Below are 24,253 nucleotides of genomic sequence, written 5' to 3' on the forward strand. Positions count from 1 at the left end.
TCCGTCGACCGAGGCACGGCGGGGCCCGGACGTACGACAGGGGGAGCACGGTGGATGCGGTCTCGGTGGTGTCCGCAGCGGTCGCACTCGGCGGCGCGGGCGCGGCGGCGCTGTTCGGCTACTGGCAGCAGCGGCGGCTCGGCTCCTGGGAGGCGCGGAACTACATGGTGCGCTACGGGGCCTCGCTCGCCTGGGCCGCGTTCGACCTGCAGAGCCGGCTCTTCAACATCCTCCACGGCGAGGCCGTGGACCGGACGCCCGGCGCCGGCGCCGGCTACCTGCGGTCCTTCCTGGTGCAGGGCACCCCGGAGCAGGCCGGCTTCGCCCGCCGCAGCACGGTCTTCGTGCTGGCCGAGTACCTGGGCTGGGCCGAGGTGCTGCGCCGCGACATCCAGTTCCTCAACCTCGGCCGCAGCCGCACCAATCGGGCGATCATGGCCCAGCTCTCCCGGATCGGCTCCGACCTCGGCCGGATCTCCGAGGCCGGCAACGAGCTGCGCCTCTTCCGGGCCCACCAGCGCGCCGTCGGCGAACTGATGGTCCATCCGGACAGCGCCCCGGGCCAGCGCCGCTGCCTCGGCTACGCCGAGTTCTGCCGGAGGCTGGACGAGGACGAGAGCTTCCGCGCCTGGTTCGCCCAACCGCTGGCCGACGTCGACAGCCTCGCCGCCGACGCCTCCGCGGCCGCGCCGCGCCTCCAGCAACTCCAGAACGACCTGGTCGCCCTGATCGACCTGCTGGATCCGGACGCCGTCCAGTTCCCGCAGTTCCGCGCGGCCTTCGACCCGGAGCACCACCGGGTCGGCCCGGGCTGAGCCGGGCTACTCCTCGTCGTCCTCGTCGTCCAGTCGCGCCAGCCAGGTGGCCAGCCGCTCGACCGGCACTTCGAACTCCGGGTTCAGGTCCACGAACTCCTGCAGCCGGTCGGCCAGCCAGTCGAAGCTGACCTCCTCCTCGCCGCGCCGGCTCTGCAGCTCCTCGATGCCACGGTCGGTGAAGTACATACGCGCTCTCCGCTGAAGGGGTGCTGAAGGGGGTGATGACACTGCTCCGTCCGGAAGCGTACGACAGCGGACGCCCCGCCAAGCCGACAGGCCCGGCCCCCTCCTGGCGGAGGCGGGGCCGGGCCTGTCGGACTGCTCGCTGAGGAGGCGTCAGATCGAGAAGACGTCCTCGACCAGCTGGGCCTGCTCCACGGCGTGGCGCTTGGCCGAGCCGACCGCCGGGGCGGAGGAGGAGGGGCGGGCGACCCGGCGGAGCCGGGAGCCGTTGGCGTTGCGGCCGACGACCACGTCCAGGTGGTCCACCAGGTTCAGGGCGATGAACGGCCAGGCGCCCTGGTTGGCGGGCTCCTCCTGGGCCCAGACGTACTGGACGTCGTTGCCGTAGCGCTGCAGCTCCTCCTGGAGCTCGGCGATCGGCAGCGGGTACAGCCGCTCGACGCGGACGATCGCGGTGTCGGTGATGCCGCGCTCGGTCCGGGCCGCCTCCAGGTCGTAGTAGAACTTGCCGGAGGTGATGACGACCTTGCGGACGGCGGCCGGGTCGACCGTGGTGTCGCCGATCACCGGGCGGAAGCCGCCGGTGGTGAACTCCTCGACCTTGGACGCGTTGGCCTTCAGCCGCAGCATCGACTTCGGGGTGAAGACGATCAGCGGCTTGTGGTGCGGGTTGTGGACCTGCCACCGCAGCAGGTGGAAGTAGTTCGACGGCAGGGTCGGCATGGCCACGGTCATGTTCTTGTCCGCGCACATCTGCAGGTAGCGCTCGATGCGGGCGGACGAGTGGTCCGGTCCCTGGCCCTCGTAGCCGTGCGGCAGCAGCAGGGTGACGCCGGACGTCTGGCCCCACTTCATCTCGGCCGAGGTGATGAACTCGTCCACGATGGTGGAGGCGCCGTTGGTGAAGTCACCGAACTGGGCCTCCCACGCCACCAGGGCGTTCGGGCGGGCCAGCGAGTAGCCGTACTCGAAGCCCATCGCCGCGTACTCGCTGAGCAGCGAGTCGTAGACGGTGTAGCGGGCCTGGTCCTCGGTCAGGTAGAGCAGCGGGGTGTAGTCCTCGCCGGTCTCCCGGTCGACCAGCACCGCGTGCCGGGTGCCGAAGGTGCCGCGGCGGCTGTCCTGGCCGGCCAGCCGGACCGGGTGGCCCTCCATCAGCAGCGAGCCGATGGCCAGGGTCTCGCCCATGGCCCAGTCGATGGTGCCGTCCTCGACCATCGCCGCGCGGCGCTGGAGCTGCGGCAGCAGCCGCGGGTGGACGGTGAACCAGTCGGGCAGCGCGACCTGGGACTCGGCGATCCGCTTGACGACCTCCTGCGAGATCGCGGTGCTCAGCGCGACCGGGAACTCGGCCTGCGGACGCTCGCTGGTGGCCGGGGCCGGGCTGGTGTCGGCCTCGCGGACCTCCGCGAAGACCTTCTCCAGCTGGTCCTGGTAGTCCTTGAGCGCCTGCTCGGCCTCTTCCAGGGTGATGTCGCCGCGACCGATCAGGCCCTCGGTGTAGAGCTTGCGCACCGAGCGCTTCTTGTCGATCAGGTCGTACATCAGCGGCTGGGTGAACGAGGGGTTGTCGGCCTCGTTGTGACCGCGGCGGCGGTAGCAGATGAGGTCGATCACGACGTCCTTGTTGAACGCCTGGCGGAACTCGAAGGCCAGCCGGCCGACGCGGACCACGGCCTCCGGGTCGTCGCCGTTCACGTGGAAGATCGGGGCCTCGATCATCCGCGCCACGTCGGTGCAGTAGGTGGACGAGCGGGAGGCGGCCGGGGCGGCGGTGAAGCCGACCTGGTTGTTGATCACCAGGTGCACGGTGCCGCCGGTGCGGTAGCCGCGCAGCTGCGACATGTTCAGGGTCTCCGCGACGACGCCCTGGCCGGCGAAGGCCGCGTCACCGTGGATCTGGACCGCGAGCACGTCGAAGGCCTCGCCGGCCTTGTCGATGATGTCCTGCTTGGCGCGGACGATGCCCTCGACGACCGGGTCCACGGCCTCCAGGTGCGAGGGGTTGGCGGCCAGCGAGACCTTGATGGTCCGGCCGTTCAGCCCGGTGAAGGTGCCCTCGGAGCCCAGGTGGTACTTGACGTCGCCGGAGCCGTGCATGGACTTCGGGTCCAGGTTGCCCTGGAACTCACGGAAGATCTGCGCGTAGGACTTGCCGACGATGTTCGCCAGCACGTTCAGCCGGCCGCGGTGGGCCATGCCGATCACGGACTCGTCCAGCCGGGCCTCGGCCGCCGAGTCCAGCACCGCGTCCAGCAGCGGGATGACGGACTCGCCGCCCTCCAGCGAGAAGCGCTTCTGGCCGACGTACTTGGTCTGCAGGAACGTCTCGAACGCCTCGGCGGCGTTGAGGCGGCGCAGGATGCGCAGCTGCTCCTCGCGCTCGGGCTTGTCGTTGCCGCGCTCGACCCGGGCCTGGATCCAGCGGCGCTGCTTCGGGTCCTGGATGTGCATGTACTCGATGCCGATGGTGCGGCAGTAGGAGTCGCGCAGCACGCCGAGGATGTCGCGGAGCTTCATCATCGCCTTGCCGGCGAAGCCGCCGACCGCGAACTCGCGCTCCAGGTCCCACAGCGTCAGGTCGTGCGCCTGGACGTCGAGGTCCGGGTGCTTGCGCTGCTTGTACTCCAGCGGGTCGGTGTCGGCCATGAGGTGGCCGCGCACCCGGTAGGAGTGGATCAGCTCCATGACCCGGGCGGTCTTGTTGACCTCGTTGTCGTGGCTGTTGTCGACATCCGTGGCCCAGCGGACGGGCTCGTAGGGGATGCGCAGCGACTCGAAGATCTGGTCGTAGAAGTCGCCCTGGCCCAGCAGCAGCTGGTGCATGGTCCGGAGGAACTCGCCGGACTGCGCGCCCTGGATCACCCGGTGGTCGTAGGTCGAGGTCAGCGTCATGACCTTGGACACGCCCAGGCGGGACAGGGTCTCCTGGGAGGAGCCCTGGAACTCGGCCGGGTACTCCATCGAGCCGACACCGAGGATGGTGCCCTGACCGTTCATCAGCCGGGGCACGGAGTGGACGGTGCCGATGCCGCCCGGGTTGGTCAGCGAGCAGGTGACGCCGGTGTAGTCGTCCATCGTCAGCTTGCCCTGGCGGGACCGGCGGACGATGTCCTCGTAGGCCTGCCAGAAGCCGAAGAAGTCGAGGGTCTCGGCCTTCTTGATGGCGGCGACGACCAGGGTGCGCTCGCCCTTGGCGTTGGTGGTGTCGATCGCCAGGCCGAGGTTGATGTGCTCGGGCTTGACCAGGAAGTGCTTGCCGTCCTGCTCCTGGTAGCTGTGGTTCATGGTCGGCATCGCCTTGATCGCCTGCACCATCGCGTAGCCGATGATGTGGGTGAAGGAGACCTTGCCACCACGGGCGCGCTTCAGGTGGTTGTTGATCACGATGCGGTTGTCGATCAGCAGCTTCGCCGGGAGGGCGCGCACGCTGGTCGCGGTCGGCATGGTGAGCGAGGCGTCCATGTTCGCCACGATCTTGGCGGAGACGCCCTTGAGGGCGACCAGCTCGGGACCGGACGGGGCGGCAGGGGACGTCACGTTCTTGCTGTCCTTAAGGGCATCGGCCTGCTCGGCCGGGGTGGAGGGCGAGCGGCGGACGGGTGCGGGCGGAGCCGAGGGCTTCGCGGGCACCGGTGCGACCGGGGACGCGGGGACGGTCTCGTGGGGCGGCGCGACCGGTGCGGCCGGGGCCGGGACTGCGGCCGGCGCCGAGGGCGCCTGCGGCGCTACCGGCGCCCGGAGGGCTGCGGCGGGGGCCGCTGCCGGCGCCGAGGGGGCCGCAGGGGCCCCGGGGGCTGCCGTCACCTCGGCTCCGGCAGCGGCACCCGCTTGGTAGTCGGCGAAGAAGTCCCACCAGGACCGGTCGACGGACTGCGGGTCCTGGAGGTACTGCTGGTAGATCTCGTCGACGAGCCACTCGTTGGCGCCGAACCCGGCAGTCGGGTCGGCGCCGGGGCCGGAGCCTGTGGCAGTCGAGCTGGTCGAGGTATGGGGGGACTGTGGCGACACGGCGGCAACCGCCCTCTTCCGCTTCCTTATGAATGGTGGACAGCGGAAGCCAAGGCTACGCCCCCGATGCCTGTCTGCGCAGGTCCCGCCCCCCGGCAGTCGCCCAGATCACAGTCCGGGCGTCGAGATTGGCGTGAAAGCGACGTTAGGAGTCGGTCGTGAAGGGGGATAACGAGTGGCTGTTCGCCCAAGAATATCCGGCATATGTGGGCAATGGCCCCAGTTTCTGCCGCCCGGCCGCCGACCGGCGCGGGATTGTCGCAAATCTGTCTCAGAGTGGCCTGGAACGTCCCTGACCGTCGTCCGGATCGGAGCCACCGGCACCGGGGAGGGTGATCCGGATCAGGCAGCCCTGGTCCGCGTCGGCCACGGCGATGGTGCCGCCGTGCAGGTCGACCGCCCAGCGGGCGATGGCCAGGCCGAGACCGGTGCCGCCGTCGCTGCCAGGGCCCTGGGAGGTCGGGCCGCTGCCCCGGCTGAAGCGCTCGAACACCCGGTGCCGGTCCTCCGGCCGGATTCCCGGGCCCTGGTCCGCCACCTCCAGCAGCAGGCCGCCGGAGGCCCCGCCGGGCGTCCCCGGGCCCGCCGCCAGGGCGCGGGCGCGGACCGTCACCGTGCCGTTCACCGGGCTGTGCCGGCAGGAGTTGTCGACCAGGTTGGCGACCACCTGGTGCAGCCGCTCGGCGTCGGCCTCCGCGGTCAGGCCGGGGGCGACGTCCAGCTCCAGCGAGACGTCGCGGCGGCGCCGGCTGGCGCCGCCGGAGGTGGAGCCGTCCACGGTCAGCCCGCGCAGCACCCCGGCCAGGAACGGCTCGACCTCGAACGGGCGCGGATCGAGCGAGGCCACCCCGTCCGCGATCTTGGACAGGTCCAGCAGGTGGGCGACCAGCCGGCCCAGCCGCTCGGTCTGCTCCAGGGCGGCGGCCATGGTCGCCGGTTCCGGCCTGACCACGCCGTCCACCACGTTCTCCAGCACCGCCCGCAGCGCGGCGATCGGGGTGCGCAGCTCGTGCGAGACGTTGGCGACCAGCTCCCGGCGCTGCCGGTCGGCGGCCTCCAGGTCGGCGGCCATGGTGTTGAAGGCGGTGGCCAGCTCGCCGACCTCGTCCCGGGAGGTGGCCCGGACCTGGCGGCTGTAGTCCCCGGCCGCCATCGCCCGGGCGGCCGCGGTCATCTCCCGCAGCGGGGCGGTCATGCCGTGCGCCAGCAGCTGGGTGATCAGCATCGAGGCGACCACCGAGAAGATCATGACGATCCGGATCTGGGTGTCCGAGTTCAGCGCCAGCACCACCATCAGCGTGGAGATGCAGACCGAGCTGATCACCAGGACCGCCAGCTTGGCCTTGATCGAGCGCAGCGGGTCCAGCGGACGCAGGTCCGCCCAGACCCGGTCGGCCAGCCGGGAGAACGGGCCCGGGGCGCGCTCCGCGGCGGTCCCGCGCCGCACCAACCGCTCGGTGGAGGTCACGGCGTCGGGGACTCCAGGGCGTAGCCGACGCCGTGGACGGTGCGGATCCAGTTCGCCCCGATCTTGCGGCGCAGCGCCTTCACATGGCTGTCCACGGTCCGGGTGCCGGAGGCGTCGGTCCAGTCCCAGACCTCGGCCAGCAGCTGCTCCCGGGTCAGCACCGCGCGCGGCTGCTGCGCCAGGCAGGCCAGCAGGTCGAACTCGGTGGGGGTGAGGTGGACGTCGCCGCCGGCCACCCGGACCCGGCGCTGGACGTGGTCGATCTCCAGCTCGCCGAGGCGCAGCGTGCCGCCGACCGGGGTGCGGGCGGCCAGCGCGGCCCGCTCGACCCGGCGCAGCAGCACGTTCACCCGGGCCGCCAGCTCGCGCATGGAGAAGGGCTTGGTCATGTAGTCGTCCGCGCCGACGCCGAGGCCGACCAGCATGTCGGTCTCGTCGTCCCGGGCCGTCAGCATCAGCACCGGCACCGGTCGGTGGGCCTGGATCCGGCGGCAGACCTCCAGGCCGTCGAAGCCGGGCAGCATCACGTCGAGTATCACCAGGTCGGGCTGCCAGGTCTGGAAGCAGTCGACGGCGGTCGGCCCGTCGTGGGCGATGGCGACCCGGAAGCCCTCGGCGCCCAGCCGGGCGGCGATGGATTCGGCAATCGTCGGTTCGTCCTCGACGACCAGGACCCGTCGCTGGCCCCCGGGTCCGCCGGTCTCCTGCTGCTGCAGCTCTGTCACGGTCATGCCACCGCCCCCCTGAGTTCGCTGGACCGGGCCGACTCGGTGCCGGCCCGTTCCGTTGTGCCGCTGTATCGCTGTGCCCTGCCGCGCTGCTGCCCTGTCGTGCCCGTCGCCCCCGGTCGGACCGTCCAGTCGCAGCGTACGTACTGGAGCCGGGCACGGGGGGCCAGTCGTCGATAAACCGGCCCTTCGGGGGGTACCGCGCACGGACTTTACCGGGAGCTCACGCCTCCCGGGAGGCGAGGTACACCACATCCGGCTCCCCGCGTTCCGTTTCCACCGCCACATCCAGGCGTGTCACCTGCGGGAATCGTGCTCGGAGACGCTCCTCGAAAACCGGTGCGGCGGAGGCGCTCCAGACCGCCAGCACGCCGCCCGGCGCGAGCACCCGCTCCAGCACGGTGAGCCCGGCGAAGCCGTAGAGGCCGCCGTTGGCGTCGGTGACGGTCCAGTCCGGTCCGTTGTCGATGTCCAGGCAGAGCGCGTGGTAGCGCTCGCAGGTGGTGCGCAGGTGGTGCAGCAGGTCGTCCTGGACCAGCCGGACCCGGGGGTCGGCGTGGCCGGCGCCGGCGAAGGGGGCGAGCGGGGCCGGGGCGACGGTGTGCCAGTCGATCACCGCCTGCTCGCGCTCCAGCACCGTGATCCGGGCCGGGCGCGGGTCGGCGGCGGCCTCGGCCAGCGAGAAGCCGACGCCCAGGCCGCCGATCAGCAGGTGGCCGGCGGTGCCTGCGGGCAGCGCGTCCAGCGCGGCGCTGACCAGCAGCCGCTCGGAGCGGCCGTCGGAGGTGTCCATCAGGAAGCAGCCGTTGGCGATGATCTCGTACCGCTCGCCCCGGCGGCGCAGGGCCACCTCGCCGTAGGGCCCCTCACGGCGGTCGAGGAGCTCCGGCTGGGCGGCGGGGTCGTACGGGAAAGGCATGGATGCGGCCTCCGTGGTGTTGGTGCGCACGGGGCCCGGGGTCGGACCCCGGACGGAGCAGGGTGCGCGGGTCGGTTTTTTCGCGCAGCCATTGTCCTCGGCCGAGCCCGCGACGTGCGAACGGGTTGCGCCGCGGGCCCGGGTGTGCTCGGTGGCCGGCGGCCGATCGCTGACAGCGAACAGGGCCGGGGAACAACATGGGGGTCAATCTCCTTTAGTCCAGGTAACTCAACTTCTGTGACTCGGGAGAGATCATGGCTTCGACGTCCACCTCACTGACACTGCCGGTGCTGCCGCTCGACGACGACGCGGTCCTGCCCGGCATGGTCGTTCCGCTCGACCTCTCCGATCCGGAGGTCCGCGCCGCCGTCGAGGCAGCGCAGGCGGCGGTCCGGGACAGCGGGGCGCGCACGCCCGGCATCCGCACCGTGGCGAGCGCCCGCAAGGCCCGGCTGCTGCTGGTGCCCAGGATCGACGGCAACTACGGCGCGATCGGCACCCTCGCCACCATCGAGCAGGTCGGCCGGCTGGCCGACGGCGAGGCCGCCGCGCTGGTCCGCGGGGTCCGCCGGGTGCGGATCGGCGCCGGTACCACCGGCCCCGGCGCCGCGCTCTGGGTGGAGGCCGCCCCGGTCGAGTCGCCCGCCGTCCCCGAACCGCTGCCCGGCGCCGTCGCCGAGCTGGTCCGCGACTACAAGGCGCTGACCACCAGCTGGCTCCAGAAGCGCGGGGCCTGGCAGATCGTCGACCGGGTCGCGCAGATCGAGGACGTCTCGGACCTCGCCGACAACATCGGCTACGCGCCCTTCCTCAGCGGCGCGGAGAAGGTCGCCGTGCTGGAGGAGACCGACCCGGTCGCCCGGCTGAAGCAGTCCTTCCAGCTGCTGCGCGACCACCTGGCCGAGGAGGACGTCGCCGAGACCATCCGCAAGGACGTCCAGGAGGGCATGGAGAAGCAGCAGAAGGAGTTCCTGCTGCGCCGCCAGCTCGACGCGGTCAAGAAGGAGCTGGCCGACCTGGAGGGCGACTCCGCCTCCGAGGAGGAGGACTACCGGGCCCGGGTCGAGTCCGCCGACCTGCCCGAGAAGGTCCGTGAGGCTGCCCTCAAGGAGGTCGACAAGCTGGAGCGCTCCTCGGACGCCTCACCCGAGGGCAGCTGGATCCGCACCTGGCTGGACACCGTGCTGGAACTGCCCTGGAACGAGCGCAGCGAGGACGCCTACGACATCGCCGGCGCGCGGGCCGTGCTCGACGCCGACCACTTCGGCCTGGACGACGTCAAGGACCGGATCGTCGAGTACCTGGCCGTCCGCAAGCGCCGCGCGGACCGGGGCCTCGGCCTGGTCGGCGGCCAGACGGATGGTGCGGCGGTGCGAAGCACCACGAACAAGGGTGGTGGTGGGCGACGGGCGGGCGGTGCGGTGCGAAGCACCACGAACAAGGGTGGTGGTGGGCGACGGGCGGGCGGTGCGGTGCGAAGCACCACGAACAAGGGTGGTGGTGGGCGACGGGCGGGCGGCGCGGTGCTGGCGCTGGTCGGTCCGCCCGGGGTCGGCAAGACCTCGCTCGGCGAGTCCGTCGCCCGCGCCATGGGCCGCTCCTTCGTCCGGGTCGCCCTCGGCGGCGTCCGGGACGAGGCGGAGATCCGGGGCCACCGCCGCACCTACGTCGGCGCCCTGCCCGGCCGGATCGTCCGCGCCATCAAGGAGGCCGGCTCGATGAACCCGGTCGTGCTGCTGGACGAGATCGACAAGGTCGGCTCGGACTACCGGGGCGACCCGGCCGCCGCGCTGCTGGAGGTCCTCGACCCGGCCCAGAACCACACCTTCCGCGACCACTACCTGGAGGTCGAGCTCGACCTCTCGGACGTGGTCTTCCTGGCCACCGCCAATGTGCTGGAGTCCATCCCGGAAGCGCTGCTGGACCGGATGGAGCTGGTCCGGCTCGACGGCTACACCGAGGACGAGAAGGTCGTCATCGCCCGCGACCACCTGCTGCCCCGGCAGCTGGACCGGGCCGGACTCGGCGCGGACGAGGTGCTGGTGGACGAGTCCGCGCTGCGCAGCCTGGCGGGCGAGTACACCCGCGAGGCCGGCGTCCGCAGCCTGGAGCGGGCCGTCGCCCGGATCCTGCGCAAGGTCGCCGCGGAGCATGAGCTCGGCCTGCAGGCGCTGCCCCGCACCGTCGGCGCCGACGACCTGCGCGGGCTGATCGGCCGCCCCCGGCACACCCCGGAGGCGGCGCAGCAGCCGGAGGAGCGCCGGACCTCGGTGCCCGGCGTGGCGACCGGCCTGGCGGTCACCGGGGCCGGCGGCGACGTCCTCTTCGTCGAGGCCTCGCTGGCCGACCCGGAGACCGGCTCCACCGGCCTGGCGCTCACCGGCCAGCTGGGCGACGTGATGAAGGAGTCCGCGCAGATCGCGCTCTCCTTCCTGCGCTCGCACGGCGCGGAGCTGGAGCTGCCGGTCACCTCGCTCCGGGACCGGGGCGTCCACCTGCACGTCCCCGCCGGGGCGGTGCCCAAGGACGGCCCCAGCGCCGGGGTGACCATGACCACGGCCCTGGCCTCGCTGCTCTCCGGCCGCAAGGTCCGGACCAACCTGGCGATGACCGGCGAGGTCTCGCTGACCGGCCGGGTGCTGCCGATCGGCGGGGTCAAGCAGAAGCTGCTGGCCGCCGACCGGGCCGGGATCGACACCGTGCTGATCCCCGCCCGCAACGCCGCCGACCTGGACGACGTCCCGGCCGAGGTGCTGGCCCGGCTGACCGTCCACCCGGTCTCCGACGTCCGCCAGGTGCTGGAGCTGGCGCTGGAGCCGGCCGGCACGCTGACCGACGCCTCCGGCCGGCTCGGCGGACAGCAGGTCGCCGCCGCGTAGCGGGGGTGTGACCCTGCCGACAGCCGGTCGCGGAACCGTCGCATTCAGGGGGCCGTCCATCCACTGGACGAGACCTGCGAGAATGCGACGGTTCTGACGGCGAGTTGTGGGTGGGTGGGTGCGGACGATGGGTGCGCGAGGGGCATCGACACGAGGCCCGGGACCGGGAAGCGGGCGCAAACGCAACCTGGAACTGGTGCTCATCCTGTTCGCCATAGCGATCCCCGCTTTCGGCGACGCGGACGCGGTACTGGCGCTGACCGGCAAGATGCCGTCCGGATTCGCCCTCCAGGTCGGCGGTCTCACCGTGCTGGCCCTGGTCACGCATCTGATCGTGCGCCGCTGGGCGGCCTATGCGGATCCGCTGATCCTGCCGATCACGGTGCTGCTGACCGGGCTCGGGCTGATGATGGTGCACCGGCTGGACCTCTCCCACGAGAAGGTCTCCAGCGACTACCAGAAGTACCCGCTCATCCAGGGCCAGATCGAGTGGCTGGTGATCGGGGTGGTGATCTTCGCCGCCATCGTGATCGTGCTCAAGCACCACCGGATGCTCCAGGCCTACACCTACGTACTGATGGCCGGGTCGCTGGTGATGCTGCTGGCACCGGCCTTCTTCCCGGCCCAGAACGGCGCCAAGCGCTGGATCTACATCGGCAGCCAGACCATCGAGCCGGACGAGTTCACCAAGATCTCACTGGTGATCTTCTTCGCCAGCTATCTGATGGCCAACCGCGACGCCCTCGCCCTGGTCGGCCGGAAGGTCTGGGGGATCAGTTTCCCCCGGGGCCGCAACCTGGGACCGATCATCGCCATCTGGGTGGTCAGTCTGCTGGTGCTGATCTTCGAGGTCGACCTCGGCACCTCGCTGATCGTCTTCGGGATCTTCATCATCATGCTGTACCTGGCGACCGAGCGGACCGGATGGGTGGTGCTCGGAACGCTGATGGCGGCCGCCGGCGCCTTCGTGGTCGGCTCGCTCTCGTCCAATGTCGGCGGCCGGGTCGCGGCCTGGCTGCACCCGCTGGCGATCTACCTGCCGAAGGCCCAGCGTCCGCCGGGGGTGGCCTCCGAGCAGCCGGCCCAGGCGCTGTTCGCGCTCGCCCACGGCGGGTTCCTCGGCACCGGCCTGGGCCAGGGACAGCCCTGGCTGATCGGCTTCGCCGACCGCAGCGACTGGATCCTCGCCTCCTTCGGCGAGGAGCTGGGCACGGCCGGAGTGATGATCATCGTCATGCTCTACGTGCTGTTGGCCGAGCGCAGCTTCCGGGCCTCGATCCGGCTCACCGACCCCTTCGGCAAGCTGATGGCGGGCGGCCTGGCGGCGGCGCTGATCCTGCAGGTCTTCGTGGTCGTCGGCGGTGTCATCGGGCTGATCCCGGAGACCGGCAAGGCGCTGCCCTTCCTGGCCCAGGGCGGATCGTCCATGGTCGCCAACTGGATCATGGTCGCGCTGATGATAAAGCTCAGCGACGCGGCCGGGCGCACCGAGATGGAGCCCCTTCCCGACCCGGCGGCGACGCTCACCATCTCGGCCGAGGAGATCGCCCAGGCCCGGGCCGAGATGGAGCAGCAGGGGTAGCGCGGAGGCCGCCGGCGCCGCAGTCGGGGTCAGCGGAAGATGCCGGTGTGGCCGAGCGAGTAGCGGCCCGGCTGCGGGTAGACGCAGAGCCCGTGCGGGCCGTCGCCGACCGGGATCCGGGCCAGCAGTCGGCCGTCGGTCGTGGACATGGCGTAGACCTCGGAGTTGTAGCGGCCGGAGAGCCACAGCACCTTGCCGTCGGCCGAGACGCCGCCCATGTCCGGGCTGCCGCCGCCGGGGATCTGCCACTTGTGCACCAGCTGCCCGGTGGCGAAGTCCAGCACCGAGATCGACCCCTCCCCCCGGTTGGAGATGTAGAGGTCCTTGGAGTCCCGGCTGACGTAGAGGCCGTGCGCCCCGGCGCCGGTCTTCAGCAGGGTCGGCACCGAGAAGCTGTCGCCGTCCAGCTCCCAGACCCCGTTGGCCATCATGTCGGCGACGTACCAGACCTTGCCGTTCGGGGAGATCTTCACGTCCTGCGGCATCGAGCCGTCGAGCGGGATCTTCTGCTTGGCGACGATCTCCATCTTGGCCGTGTCGACCTTCAGCAGGTCGCCGGAGAACTCGCAGGAGACGATGAAGTAGCGGCCGTCCGGGGAGAAGTCGGCGTGGTTGACGCCGGCGCACTCCGAGGGGACGGACTTCACCACCTTCATGGTGTGGGCGTCGCGGAAGACCAGGGCGTGGTCGTTGGAGGCCATCACCACCGCGTACTTGCCGTCCGGGGTGAAGTACAGGTTGTAGGGGTCGTGGACGTCGACCGGGGCGCCGACCCTGCCGGTGGCCGGGTCGATCGGGGTGAGGCTGTTGCCGAGGTCGTTGTTGACCCAGAGGGTCTTCAGGTCCCAGGAGGGCACGACGTGCTGCGGCTCGTGGCCGACCTGGATGGTGTCGATCACCTTGTAGGTCGCCGGGTCGATCACGGTGACGGTGTCGGAGAGGGTGTTCGGGACGTAGACCCGGGGCGGGTCGTTGCGGACCACCGGCGACAGCGCGTTCGGCCGGTCGGCCGCGTACACGTCGTCCGGCGAGAGCAGCGGCGGCATCCCGGGCAGCCGGTTGTCGACGCTGACCGGCACGGCCGCCGGGGACGAGGCGGCGGCCCCGTCGGCGCCGGTGCGGGTGGTCATCGTCTGCCAGACCTGCTGCCGGGCGGGGCTGCCGCAGGCCGAGGTGAGCAGCAGCCCGCCGCCGGCCAGCGCGGCGCAGGCGCTGAGCGGCAGCAGCCGGCGGCGGGACAGCGGGCCGGGCCGCCGGGTCTGGCGGCTCGCTGCGGTGCCGCGGTGGGCGGAGGGGCGCTGGGGCGAAGGCGTGGTCGCGGGCATCAGCTGAGCAGCTCCGAGGTTGTGACCGCGCGGAGACCGCGCTGGTGCAGGCCGTCGAGGATGGCGGGCAGCGCGGCGACGGTGCCGGTGTGCCCGAAGTGCAGGCTGACCACCGACCCCGGACGGACCGCGTCCAGCACGGTCCGGGTCACGGCTTCCGCTCCGGGGTCGGTGTAGTCGAGCGAGTCCAGGTCGTAGCTCAGGCAGTGCGCGTAGCCCGCGCGGCGGGCCTGGGCGGCGACGGTGTCGGTGCAGTCCTGGGCCTGGGACGGACGGAACCAGCGTCCCTGGCTGCCGGTGAGCTGCTTGAGCCGCTGGGCGCAGCGGGCGATCTCCTGGTACGCCTGCTCGGCGCCCATGGTGGAGATGGCCAGGTGGTGCTCGGTGTGGTTGCCCAGCTCATGGCCGCCGTCGAGGATCCGCCGGGCCATCGCGGGTTGCTCGTCCAGCCAGCTGCCGACGGCCATCACGGTGATCCGCGCGTCCGCGCGGGCGGCCTCGGCGAGCAGTTGGCCGGCGATCGCCGGGTCGCCCTGGCCGTGGAAGGTGAGCGCGACCGCCGGCCGGGTCCGGGGCCCGCTGCCGATCTCGAACGGGAGCCCCGGCGCCAGCGGGGGGAGCGCGGCGGCGTCCCCGGCGGCGGCGGTGGCCGAGGGGGAGGCGGCGCGGCCGCTGCCGGCGGCGGTGGCGCGGACCGAGGCGGTGGGCGCGGCACCGCCCGCGCAGCCCGCGGTGAGCGATCCGGCGGCACCGAGTGCGGCCAGTCGCAGGACGTCGCGACGATCGAAGGGGCTCATTGCCCCGATTCTTATGGTGATCGCAGGAACACGCGCGGTGAGCGCTCCGGTGGTGCCCGTACAGTGGCCGACGGTCGGCGGTCGCGGACGCGACGGGGTCGGCGTACGGGTGAGCCGGAGGGAGCGGGGCAGCGGTGGACGAGCGACGGCTGGACCAGGGGCGCAAGGAGCTGTCGTACGGGGTGCCCGGGCTGCGGGTCGCCCTGGGCGAGGACGGGATCGCGGTGCTGACCCTGGACCGGCCGGCCAAGCGCAACGCCCTGACCTCCGCCATGTGGGGGGCGCTGCCCGCCCTGCTGGGACGGCTGGCCGAGGAGCCGGGGCTGCGGGTGCTGCTGGTGACCGGCGCGGCCGGGACGTTCAGCGCGGGCGCGGACATCGGCGAGCTGGCGGACCTCTACGCCGCCCCGGCCGCCGCCGACGCCTTCCACACGGTCAACGTGGCGGCGGAGGAGGCGCTGGCGGCCTTCCCGCACCCGACCCTGGCGGTGCTCCGGGGCGCCTGCGTGGGCGGCGGCTGCCAGCTCGCGGTCGCCTGCGACCTGCGCTTCGCGGCGCCGGACGCCCGGCTCGGGATCACCCCGGCGAAGCTGGGCATCGTCTACCCGGCGGTGCCCACCGCCCGGCTGACCCGGCTGCTGGGCCCGGCCCGGGCCAAGTACCTGCTGTTCTCCGGCGAGCTGCTGCCCGCCGACCGGGCGCTGGCCTTCGGCCTGGTGGAGGAGGTGGACCCGGAGGTGGAGTCCCGCGCCCTGGCCTTCGCCCGGACCCTCGCGGCCCGCTCCGCGCAGACCCAGGGGGCGGTGAAGGCGGTGGTCGCCGCCGTCGGCGAGGGCGGCGACCCCCAGGCGGCGGTCGCCGCCTGGGAGCAGGCCTCCCGCGCCGGGGGCGCGGACGTGGTGGAGGGGCTGGCCGCCTTCCTGGAGCGCCGGGCGCCGCGCTTCTGACGGGGCCCGGGGCCGGTCAGATGCCGAGCAGGTGGTCCAGGGCGAGCTGGTCCAGCTGCTCGAAGGCCATGCCGCGCCCGGCCACCGCGTCGGCGTCGAAGTCCTCGTAGGCCGAGCGGTCGGCGAGCAGGTCGGCGAGGGTCTCGGCGGGGGCGAGGGTGGGCCGGGCCAGCTCGTCCAGCCGGGAGGCGCGCAGCGCGGCCTGGACGGCTGGGTCGGCCCGGAAGGCGGCGGCCTTCTGCTTCAGCGCCAGGTAGTTGCGCATGTTGCCGGCGGCCGAGGCCCAGACGCCGTCGATGTCCTCGGTTCGCGGGGGCTTGAAGTCGAAGTGGCGCGGGCCCTGGTAGCCGGCCGACTCCAGCAGGTCGACCAGCCAGAACGCCTGGCGCAGGTCGCCGGCGCCGAAGCGCAGGTCCTGGTCGAACTTGATCCCGGACTGGCCGTTCAGGTCGATGTGGAAGAGCTTGCCGTGCCACAGCGCCTGGGCGATGCCGTGCGGGAAGTTCAGCCCGGCCATCTGCTCGTGGCCGACCTCGGGGTTGAGGCCGACCCGGTCGGCGTGCTCCAGCGAGTTGATGAACGCCAGGGCGTGGCCGACGGTCGGCAGCAGGATGTCGCCGCGCGGCTCGTTGGGCTTGGGCTCGATCGCGAAGCGCAGGTCGTAGCCCTGTTCCTGGACGTAGTCGCCGAGCAGGTCGAAGGCCTCCTTCAGCCGGTCCAGGGCGACCCGGACGTCCTTGGCGGCGCCCGACTCGGAGCCCTCGCGGCCGCCCCAGGCGACGTAGGTGGTCGCGCCGAGCTCGGCCGCCAGGTCGATGTTGCGGATGGTCTTGCGCAGCGCGAAGCGGCGGACGTCGCGGTCGTTGGCGGTGAACGCGCCGTCCTTGAACACCGGGTGGGTGAACAGGTTGGTGGTCGCCATCGGGACCTTCAGCCCGGTGGTGTCCAGAGCCTGGCGGAAGCGCTTGAGATGGCCCTCGCGGGCGCTGTCGTCGCTGCCGAAGGGGATCAGGTCGTCGTCGTGGAAGGTCACGCCGTAGGCGCCGAGCTCGGCCAGCCGGGTGACCGACTCGACCGGGTCGAGGGCGGGGCGGGTGGCGTCGCCGAAGGGGTCGCGGCCCTGCCAGCCCACGGTCCAGAGGCCGAAGGTGAACTTGTCGTCGGGGGTGGGGGCAAGGGTGGTCATCGAGCGGCTCCAGCCGGGAGGGGTATTCGTCATCGCAGTAAACAAATTAGTATCAGACCGCCGCGGGGGGAACCCCCGGCGTGGATCGAAGCCGGGATCGAAGGAGTGCGCCGTGCAGGTGGTCATCGGGATCGACAGCTCCACCCAGTCGACCAAGGCGCTGGCCGTGGACGTGGCGAGCGGCGCCGTCCTCGGCACGGGCCGGGCCGCGCACACCGTCAGCACCGGACCGGGGCGGGAGAGCGATCCGCGCGAGTGGTGGCGGGCGCTGGCCCGGGCCGTCGCCGGGACCGGCTGGGCCGAGCGGGCGGCGGCCGTCTCGGTGGGCGGGCAGCAGCACGGCCTGGTCGCGCTGGACGCGGCCGGCGAGCCGGTCCGCCCCGCGCTGCTGTGGAACGACGTCCGCTCCGCCCCGCAGGCCGCCGCGCTGGTCGCCGAGCGCGGACGCGAGGGCTGGGCGCGGCGGGCGGGCAGCGTCCCCGGCGCCTCGTTCACCGTGGCCAAGTGGGCCTGGCTGCGCGAGCGGGAGCCCGGGGCCGCGGCCCGGACCGCCGCCGTGCGGCTGCCGCACGACTACCTGACCGAGCGGCTGACCGGGGTCGCCGCCACCGACCGGGGCGACGCCTCGGGCACCGGCTGGTGGACCCCGGAGGGCTACGACACCGCGCTGCTGGCGCGGCTGGGCCTGGACCAGGCGATGCTGCCCGAGGTCGTCCCGGCCGGGACACCGGCCGGGACGGTGCTGCCCGGCCTGCCGCTGCGGGCCGGGACCCTGGTCGCCGCCGGGACCGGCGACAACATGGCGGCGGCGCTCGGACTCGGGCTGACGGCCGGGGCCCCGGTGCTGAGCCTGGGCACCTCCGGCACCGTCTACGCGGTCACCCGGGGCCGTCCGGCCGACCCCAGCGGCACCGTGGCCGGCTTCGCCGACGCGCTGGACGGCTGGCTGCCGCTGGCCTGCACCCTCAACTGCACCCTCGCCGTCGACCGCTTCGCCGCGCTGCTGGGCCGCGACCGGGAGGCGGTGGAGCCCGGCGGCAGCGCCGTCGTGCTGCCGTACCTGGACGGTGAGCGGACGCCCGACCTGCCGGGCGCCACCGGGCTGGTGCACGGGCTGCGCCACGACACCACCCCCGGACAGCTGCTCCAGGCGGCCTACGACGGTGCGGCCCACTCGCTGCTGGCCGCACTGCGGCAGGTGCTGACGGCGGGCGGGGAGCGGTTGGCCGACGACGCCGAGCTGCTGCTGATCGGCGGCGGCGCCCGGGGCGCGGCCTGGCAGCGGACGGTGCGTCGGCTGTCCGGCCGGCCGGTGCGGGTGCCCGCCGCCGAGGAGCTGGTCGCCCTCGGCGCGGCGGCGCAGGCGGCCGGACTGCTGACCGGGGAGCGCGCGGACCAGGTCGCCCGCCGCTGGGGCACGGCCGAGGGGGTGCTGCTGGAGCCGCTGCCGCGCGACGACGCGGCCATGGAGCGGATTGCCGATACCCTGCGGCGGTCCGGGACACTGTTCGAGTCCTGAGTTCTCCGGTGCCGCCGCGCGCCGACCTGCGCCGACGGGGGTCCCCGATGCCGATCGACGAGCCGCGCCCGGCGCGTCCCAACGCCGCCCCCGCCCCCGCCTCCCAGCAGGGCATGCGGCGGCAGAACCTGGCGCTGGTGCTGGGCGCGGTCGCCGCGCACGGCCCGATGTCCCGCGCGGAGGCCGCCGCCGTCACCGGGCTGACCCGGGCCGCGGTCTCCAGCATGGTCGTCGAGCTGATGCGGGACGGGCTGCTGGTCGAGCTCGGTCCGGCCCCCAGCGGCCGGGTGGGCCGTCCCGGCAATGCCCTGCGGCCGGCCGACACCGGCCCGGCCGGGCTGGGCCTTGAGGTCGGCGTCGACCACCTGGCCGCCTGCGTGGTCGACCTGCGCGGTGCGATCCGGGCCCAGGGCCGGGTCGCCGCCGCCAACCGGGGGCGCGCCGCCGGACCCGTCCTCGCCGAGCTGGCCGCACTGGCGGACGGGGTGGTGGCGGAGGCGCGCGGGCTCGGGCTGCGCCCGGTCGGCGCGGCGCTGGCCGTGCCCGGTCTGGTCGACGGGGCCGCCGGCCGCGTGGTCCACGCGCCCAACCTGGGCTGGCGGGAGCAGCAACTGCCGCGCACCCTGCTCGGCCTGGAGCTGGAGCTGGAGAACGAGGCCAACCTCGGCGCCCTGGCCGAGCTGTGGCAGGGCGGGGCGCAGGACGTCGTCCATGTCTCGGCGGAGGCCGGGATCGGCGCCGCGCTGGTGGTCGGCGGACGGCTGTTCCGGGGCGCGCGCGGTTTCGCCGGCGAGCTCGGCCACGTCCCGCTGCACCCGGACGGGCCCCGCTGCGCCTGCGGCGCGCGCGGCTGCCTGGAGCAGTACGCCGGTGAGCGCGCGGTGCTGGCGGCGGCCGGGATCGGGACGGCCGGGGGCGACTGGATCGCGCTGCTGGCCGACCTCGCGGCGGACGGGGAGCCGCGGGTGCTGGCCGCGCTGGAACAGGCGGGCCGCGCCCTGGGGACGGCGCTGGCCGGGGCGGTCAACCTGGTCGACCCCTCGGCGGTGGTCCTCGGCGGCGCCTACGCCGAGCTGGGGGAGTGGCTGCTGCCGGGGATGTGCCGGGAGCTGGCGGAACGGGTGCGGGTCCGGGAGTGGCCCGAGTCCGCGCTCTCGGTCTCGGGCCTCGGGCGGCGGGGACCCCTGCTCGGGGCGGCGCTGGTGACGATCCGTCGGATCCTGGACGACCCGGGCGCGGTGCTCCTGCCGGGCTGATCCGGCCGCCGTCGGCGTGGGTCCGCGGTCCTCACCCGCCCGGGTGCTACGAATTGTCTGATTTGTAGCCAGATGCGAGCGGACGGATCGTCAGTATGTCGAGTGGACTGAGCGGCACCAGCCGCGAGCGGGGATTCGCATCGGAGTTCCGGGACGCGGTGAGCGTCCGCACCACGCTGTTGGTGTTCGGTGTGCTGGCGCTGGTGCTGGGCTTCATCGTCTCCTACGTGGGGGCGCTGCACCATCCCTATCCGCACCGGGCGGCGATCGCGGTGGTCGCCCCGAAGGAGGTGGCCGGGCAGCTGGTCGGCCAGCTGAACGCGCTGCCCAAGGACACCCTCCACGCCACCGCCGTCGCCGACGAGGCGACGGCCCGCCGGCAGATCCAGGGTCAGCAGTACTACGCGGCGCTGGTGTTCGACCCGGCCGGGACCAGGGACCGGCTGCTGGTCGCCCAGGCCTCCGGTCCGGCGCTGGCCACGGCGGTGCAGCAGGTGATCACCGGGGTCGAGGCGCTGCAGCACCGCACCGTGGTGGTCGAGGACGTCGTTCCGCTGGCCTCCGGCGACGCCGAGGGGCTGTCCTCCTTCTACCTGGTCATCGGCTGGTGCGTGGGCGGCTACCTGGTCGCCTCGATCCTGGGTATCAGCGCCGGCTCGCGCCCGGCCAACCTGAAGCGGGCCGCCATCCGGCTGGGCACGCTGGCGCTCTTCTCGATCGCCGCCGGCATCGGCGGCATCGTGATCGTCGGCCCGGTGCTGAACGCGCTGCCGGGCGGCGTCCTCCCCTTCTGGGGGCTGGGGACGTTGCTGGTCTTCGCGGTCGGCGCCTTCACCATGGCGCTCCAGTGCGTCTTCGACATCGTCGGGATCGGTCTGGCGGTGCTGCTGTTCGTGGTCCTCGGCAACCCCAGTGCGGGGGGCGTCTACCCGCCGCCGCTGATGCCGCCGTTCTGGCGGGCGATCGGACCCTGGCTGCCCAACGGCGCGGCGACCAGCGCCGCCCGGTCGATCGCCTACTTCGACGGGACCCGGATCGCGGTGCCGCTGATCGTGGTCTCGGTCTGGGCGGTGGTGGGCGTGGCGATCACGCTGGCGGTCACCGCCGTCCGCCCGCGCGGCGGACGCGAGGCCGAAGGGGTCGGCGGCCGGGCGGCCTGAGCCGGGCGGCTCCGGACCAAGGGCGGACGGCGAGGGGCCGCGCACCGGAACGATCCGGTGCGCGGCCCCTGTGCTGGTGGGTCAGCCGGCGATCAGGTACAGGCCGTAGCCGACGGCCGCCGCGCAGGCGGCGAACGACAGCACCACGCCGACCAGCGCGGTCGCGCCGCGGAGGCTGCCGCCGGCGCCGTCCGCGACGGCCGTCTCGCGCTGCGAGAGCGCGGCGATGCCGAGGCAGAAGGCACCGGCGACGACGAGGGTGATCAGGACGCTGACGCCGAAGGTGCTGCCGAGGGCGGCCCAGTTGATGGTCATGGTGGGGACTCCGGTCCGGTGCGGGCGCTCAGGCCGCGGCGGTCGTGGTGGCGGCGGTGGTGGTGGTCGGGGCCGGCGCCTGGGCCGGGACGACCGCCAGTGGGGTGGCCGGGGCGCTCCCGTCGGCCGCGGCCCCGTCGACCACATGGCTCGCGTCGATCGGGCGGCGGCGGTTGATCAGGTAGATCCAGCCGGAGGCGGCGGCGCCGAGCGCGCCCAGCAGCACCACGCCCCAGGTGCCCCGGTCGGCCAGCAGCGCGCCCGCGCCGCCCAGCGCGGCGGCGGCCGGCAGGGTCAGGCACCAGGCGTAGGTCATCCGGCGCGCGGTCGACCAGTTGACCTGGCCGGTGCCGCCGCCCTTGCCCGCGCCGAGGATGCCGCCGGAGCAGACCTGGGTGGTGGACAGGCCGTAGCCCATGTGCGAGGAGGTCAGGATGACCGTGGCGGAGGCGGTCTGGGCGGCGAAGCCCTGCGGGGCCTCGATGGTGGTGATGCCCTTGCCGAGGGTCTGGATGATGCGCCAGCCGCCGAGGTAGGTGCCGGCGGCGATGGCCGCACCGGAGGCCACGATCACCCAGAGCGGCGGGGCCGAGTGCGGGGCCAGCACGCCGGCGCTGACCAGGGTCAGGGTGATCACGCCCATGGTCTTCTGGGCGTCGTTGGTGCCGTGGGCCAGCGAGACCAGTGAGGCCGAGGCGATCTGGCCGGCCTTGAAGCCCTTGCCGGAGGCCGAGGCGCTGCTGCGTCGGGTGATCCGGTAGGCGAGCCTGGTGGCGCCCCAGGCGGCGACGCCGGCGACGATCGGTGAGGCGACCGCCGGGATGATGATCTTGGTGACGACGACGGCGAAGTCCACGCCGTGCATGCCCACGGCCACCACGGTGGCGCCGATCAGGCCGCCGTAGAGCGCGTGCGAGGAGCTGGACGGGATGCCGCGCAGCCAGGTGACCAGGTTCCAGAGGATGGCGCCGATCAGTGCCGCGAACACCACCGCGGGCCGGATGCCGGCCTTCTCGTCGATGATCCCGCCGGAGATCGTCTTGGCGACCTCCACCGACAGGAATGCGCCCGCCAGGTTGAGGACTCCGGAGATCGCGACCGCGACCTTGGGTCGCAGGGCGCCGGTGGCGATGGAGGTGGCCATCGCGTTGGCGGTGTCGTGGAAGCCGTTGGTGAAGTCGAAGGCGAGGGCCGTGAAGATCACGACGGTCACCAGGAACGTCATATGTTCCATAACCAAACAATCGTCTCAGCGGAAGCGTCGTGCCGACGGTAGGGATGCATGATGAACGGAAGGTGAACTGACGCCCTATTCGAAGTTGACCAGATCTCGGAACCGGAGCAAAGCGGTCGGTCGCCCCGGCTGTCGCCCGGGGCGCGGCGGATCACCCGCCGCACGGGCGAGACATGAGTCACACCTTTCAGTCGCCTGAGTTTCCTGTAGACCGCATGAGAATCCCCACGCGGTCTGCCGCACCGTTACCTGCCCGTGGCAGGATCACGGGGGGCCGAACCGCTGGGGACGACGGAACGGGCCGGACCGGAGTACCAGGGGCGGGTGGAGGGGAAGCGGTGGGCGCCATGCGCAGGGCGGGCGGAACAGCACGCGGTGAGCGGACCAGGCCCTGGTTGGCGGGGGTGCTGCGGTGCGGCGCGCTGCTGGCCGCCGCCGCGCTGGCGGTGCTCCCACTGACGACGTCGGCCGCCTACGCCGCGACCGGCGGTGACAGCGGAGCCACGGTCGCGCCCAGCACCGGAGCCTCGGCCGGCGCCGCCGCGAGTGCCGGCGCGAGTGCTGCGGCCAAGGCCGATGCCGCGAACGCCGCCAAGGCGCAGCACGCGCAGAGCCTGACCTCGGCCGAGGCCGCGCTGCAGCCGATCCTCGACCACCTGCACAGCGCCTACCAGCAGGCCGAGGTCGAGACCCAGAAGTACGACGGCCTCGCCGAGCAGCTCACCCAGGCCCGGTCCGACGACACCGCGCTGCTGGTCCAGGTCCAGAACGCGCAGTCCCAGGTGAACGACGGGATGACCATCGCCGGGGAGATAGCCGAGGCGCAGTACCGCAACGGCGGCCTCTCCCAGCTCGGCGAGCTGCTGCTGACCAACGACCCCGAGCAGGCGCTGCACACCGAGCAGCTGCTGCGGATGGCGGCGACCTCGCAGGCGAAGTTCCTGGCCCAGCTCCGGAACGACCAGTCGAACCTGGCCACCGCCAAGTACGCGGCCGACGTCGCCGAGGCCCAGGCCGGCACGCTGCTGGCGGCCGAGGCCGCCCAGCGGAAGGTGATCAACGACCAGCTGGCCGCCGTGGAGAAGCAGGTGGCCTCGCTGACCGGCGCCCAGCAGCAGGAACTCGAACTGCTGGAGCAGAAGGACGCCAACGCCGCCCAGGTGGCCCTCCTCGCCTCCGGCATCCTCGGCAAGGACGACGGCAAGCCCTCGGCGGCCGGCGCCGAGGCCATCGCCTTCGCCTTCGCCCAGCTGGGCGCCCCCTACGTCTGGGGCGGCATCGGCCCCTACGCGGCGGGCTTCGACTGCTCGGGGCTGACCTCGCAGGCCTGGCTGGCCGCGGGCGTGGCGATCCCCCGGACCAGCGAGGAGCAGTGGGCCGAGCTGCCGCACGTGGCACTGGACGCGCTGCGCCCGGGCGACCTGATCATCTACTTCTCCGGCGCCAGCCATGTCGCCATGTACATCGGCAACGGCATGGTCATCGAGGCGCCGCACACCGGGGCCTTCGTCGATGTGGAGCCGATGGCGGTGGACCCGATCCTCGGCGCGGTCCGGCCGGACGGCTCCGACTCCTCGCTCAGCAGCTACACGCCGCCGGTGATCCCGCCGTCCGCGGAGAAGCCGCAGCCGCTCGCGCCGGTGGCGCCGACGACGCCTCCGGCGACCAAGCCCACCCCCAAGCCCACGACCAAGCCGAAGCCCAGGCCGAGCGGCTCCGGCTCGCCGAGCCCGACGCCCTCCGGCAGCGGGACGCCCACGCCGACGCCGACGCCCAGCGGCTCGACCCCGGCCTCGCCGTCCCCGTCGGACACCCCGTCGACGCCTGCCGCGTCGACGTCGGCCACCGCCGTGGACTCGGCCAGTGCCTTCGTCCCGGGCAGCGCCTCCGGCACGGCCGCGCCGTCCGGCTCGGCGGGGCGGTGAC

Annotated in this window: 18 protein-coding genes; 8 read left to right on the forward strand and 10 right to left on the reverse strand. The window is 73.1% G+C overall.

Going from position 1 to position 24,253, the window contains the following annotated elements; translation table 11 throughout:
* Positions 1-68 precede the first annotated feature (68 nt).
* On the forward strand, positions 69-815 hold the full coding sequence (locus BS75_RS25550; protein ID WP_231607892.1) for a hypothetical protein: 747 nt from the start codon (positions 69-71) through the stop codon (positions 813-815).
* 6 nt (positions 816-821) lie between these two features.
* Here BS75_RS25550 and BS75_RS25555 read toward each other — a convergent pair whose 3' ends face one another.
* The 5 genes from BS75_RS25555 to BS75_RS25575 form a co-directional block, all read right to left on the reverse strand.
* The gene (locus BS75_RS25555) at positions 822-1,004 is read right to left on the reverse strand and encodes a DUF6104 family protein (RefSeq protein ID WP_034089925.1); all 183 of its coding nucleotides are present in this window, start codon (positions 1,002-1,004) and stop codon (positions 822-824) included.
* A gap of 150 nt (positions 1,005-1,154) precedes the next feature.
* Complete coding sequence (locus BS75_RS25560; protein WP_034089926.1) at positions 1,155-5,012, reverse strand: multifunctional oxoglutarate decarboxylase/oxoglutarate dehydrogenase thiamine pyrophosphate-binding subunit/dihydrolipoyllysine-residue succinyltransferase subunit; 3,858 nt, start codon at positions 5,010-5,012, stop codon at positions 1,155-1,157.
* A gap of 271 nt (positions 5,013-5,283) precedes the next feature.
* Positions 5,284-6,480 (reverse strand): sensor histidine kinase, encoded by a 1,197-nt coding sequence (locus tag BS75_RS25565; RefSeq protein WP_174515037.1) that lies wholly within the window; start codon positions 6,478-6,480, stop codon positions 5,284-5,286.
* Complete coding sequence (locus BS75_RS25570; RefSeq protein WP_034089927.1) at positions 6,477-7,211, reverse strand: response regulator transcription factor; 735 nt, start codon at positions 7,209-7,211, stop codon at positions 6,477-6,479. Before BS75_RS25570 ends, BS75_RS25565 begins: the two co-directional genes overlap by 4 nt.
* Before the next feature lie 220 nt (positions 7,212-7,431).
* A complete protein-coding gene (locus BS75_RS25575; RefSeq protein WP_034089928.1) occupies positions 7,432-8,127 on the reverse strand; it encodes a spermidine synthase family protein in 696 nt (231 codons plus the stop codon).
* A 254-nt stretch (positions 8,128-8,381) separates the two neighbouring features.
* On the opposite strand from BS75_RS25575, the gene BS75_RS46935 reads away from it, so the two are divergent.
* Both BS75_RS46935 and BS75_RS25585 read left to right on the forward strand, forming a co-directional pair.
* Positions 8,382-11,006: an endopeptidase La gene (locus BS75_RS46935; RefSeq protein ID WP_034089929.1), complete on the forward strand. Its 2,625-nt coding sequence runs from the start codon at positions 8,382-8,384 to the stop codon at positions 11,004-11,006.
* Between the two features lie 196 nt (positions 11,007-11,202).
* Positions 11,203-12,588: an FtsW/RodA/SpoVE family cell cycle protein gene (locus BS75_RS25585; protein ID WP_231607893.1), complete on the forward strand. Its 1,386-nt coding sequence runs from the start codon at positions 11,203-11,205 to the stop codon at positions 12,586-12,588.
* A 29-nt stretch (positions 12,589-12,617) separates the two neighbouring features.
* Here the strand turns inward: BS75_RS25585 and BS75_RS25590 are convergent, their stop codons facing one another.
* Positions 12,618-13,913 carry a YncE family protein gene (locus BS75_RS25590; RefSeq protein ID WP_081982575.1) on the reverse strand — a complete coding sequence of 432 codons (1,296 nt, stop codon included), beginning with the start codon at positions 13,911-13,913 and terminating at the stop codon, positions 12,618-12,620.
* Positions 13,913-14,710, reverse strand: a complete 798-nt coding sequence (locus tag BS75_RS25595; RefSeq protein WP_034089930.1) for a polysaccharide deacetylase family protein — start codon at positions 14,708-14,710, stop codon at positions 13,913-13,915. The genes BS75_RS25590 and BS75_RS25595 overlap by 1 nt, the downstream gene beginning before the upstream one ends.
* A gap of 182 nt (positions 14,711-14,892) precedes the next feature.
* On the opposite strand from BS75_RS25595, the gene BS75_RS25600 reads away from it, so the two are divergent.
* A complete protein-coding gene (locus BS75_RS25600; protein ID WP_231608174.1) occupies positions 14,893-15,657 on the forward strand; it encodes an enoyl-CoA hydratase/isomerase family protein in 765 nt (254 codons plus the stop codon).
* A gap of 16 nt (positions 15,658-15,673) precedes the next feature.
* Here the strand turns inward: BS75_RS25600 and xylA are convergent, their stop codons facing one another.
* A complete protein-coding gene (gene xylA / locus BS75_RS25605; protein WP_034089931.1) occupies positions 15,674-16,843 on the reverse strand; it encodes a xylose isomerase in 1,170 nt (389 codons plus the stop codon).
* Between the two features lie 112 nt (positions 16,844-16,955).
* Between xylA and xylB the strand changes: the two genes are divergently transcribed.
* The 3 genes from xylB to BS75_RS25620 all read left to right on the forward strand — a co-directional run bounded on the left by xylB (position 16,956) and on the right by BS75_RS25620 (position 20,778).
* A complete protein-coding gene (gene xylB, locus BS75_RS25610; RefSeq protein ID WP_034089932.1) occupies positions 16,956-18,362 on the forward strand; it encodes a xylulokinase in 1,407 nt (468 codons plus the stop codon).
* Between the two features lie 47 nt (positions 18,363-18,409).
* A complete protein-coding gene (locus tag BS75_RS25615; RefSeq protein WP_034093761.1) occupies positions 18,410-19,618 on the forward strand; it encodes an ROK family transcriptional regulator in 1,209 nt (402 codons plus the stop codon).
* Between the two features lie 95 nt (positions 19,619-19,713).
* On the forward strand, positions 19,714-20,778 hold the full coding sequence (locus BS75_RS25620) for a membrane protein (protein WP_034089933.1): 1,065 nt from the start codon (positions 19,714-19,716) through the stop codon (positions 20,776-20,778).
* Between the two features lie 81 nt (positions 20,779-20,859).
* Here the strand turns inward: BS75_RS25620 and BS75_RS25625 are convergent, their stop codons facing one another.
* Both BS75_RS25625 and BS75_RS25630 read right to left on the reverse strand, forming a co-directional pair.
* Positions 20,860-21,093: a hypothetical protein gene (locus BS75_RS25625; protein WP_034089934.1), complete on the reverse strand. Its 234-nt coding sequence runs from the start codon at positions 21,091-21,093 to the stop codon at positions 20,860-20,862.
* A 28-nt stretch (positions 21,094-21,121) separates the two neighbouring features.
* A complete protein-coding gene (locus BS75_RS25630; protein ID WP_034089935.1) occupies positions 21,122-22,327 on the reverse strand; it encodes an inorganic phosphate transporter in 1,206 nt (401 codons plus the stop codon).
* 347 nt (positions 22,328-22,674) lie between these two features.
* Between BS75_RS25630 and BS75_RS25635 the strand changes: the two genes are divergently transcribed.
* Complete coding sequence (locus BS75_RS25635; RefSeq protein ID WP_231608175.1) at positions 22,675-24,252, forward strand: C40 family peptidase; 1,578 nt, start codon at positions 22,675-22,677, stop codon at positions 24,250-24,252.
* The last annotated feature ends 1 nt before the right edge of the window (position 24,253 follow it).

The sequence above is a fragment of the Streptacidiphilus albus JL83 genome (assembly GCF_000744705.1).
Classification (GTDB): Bacteria; Actinomycetota; Actinomycetes; order Streptomycetales; family Streptomycetaceae; genus Streptacidiphilus; species Streptacidiphilus albus.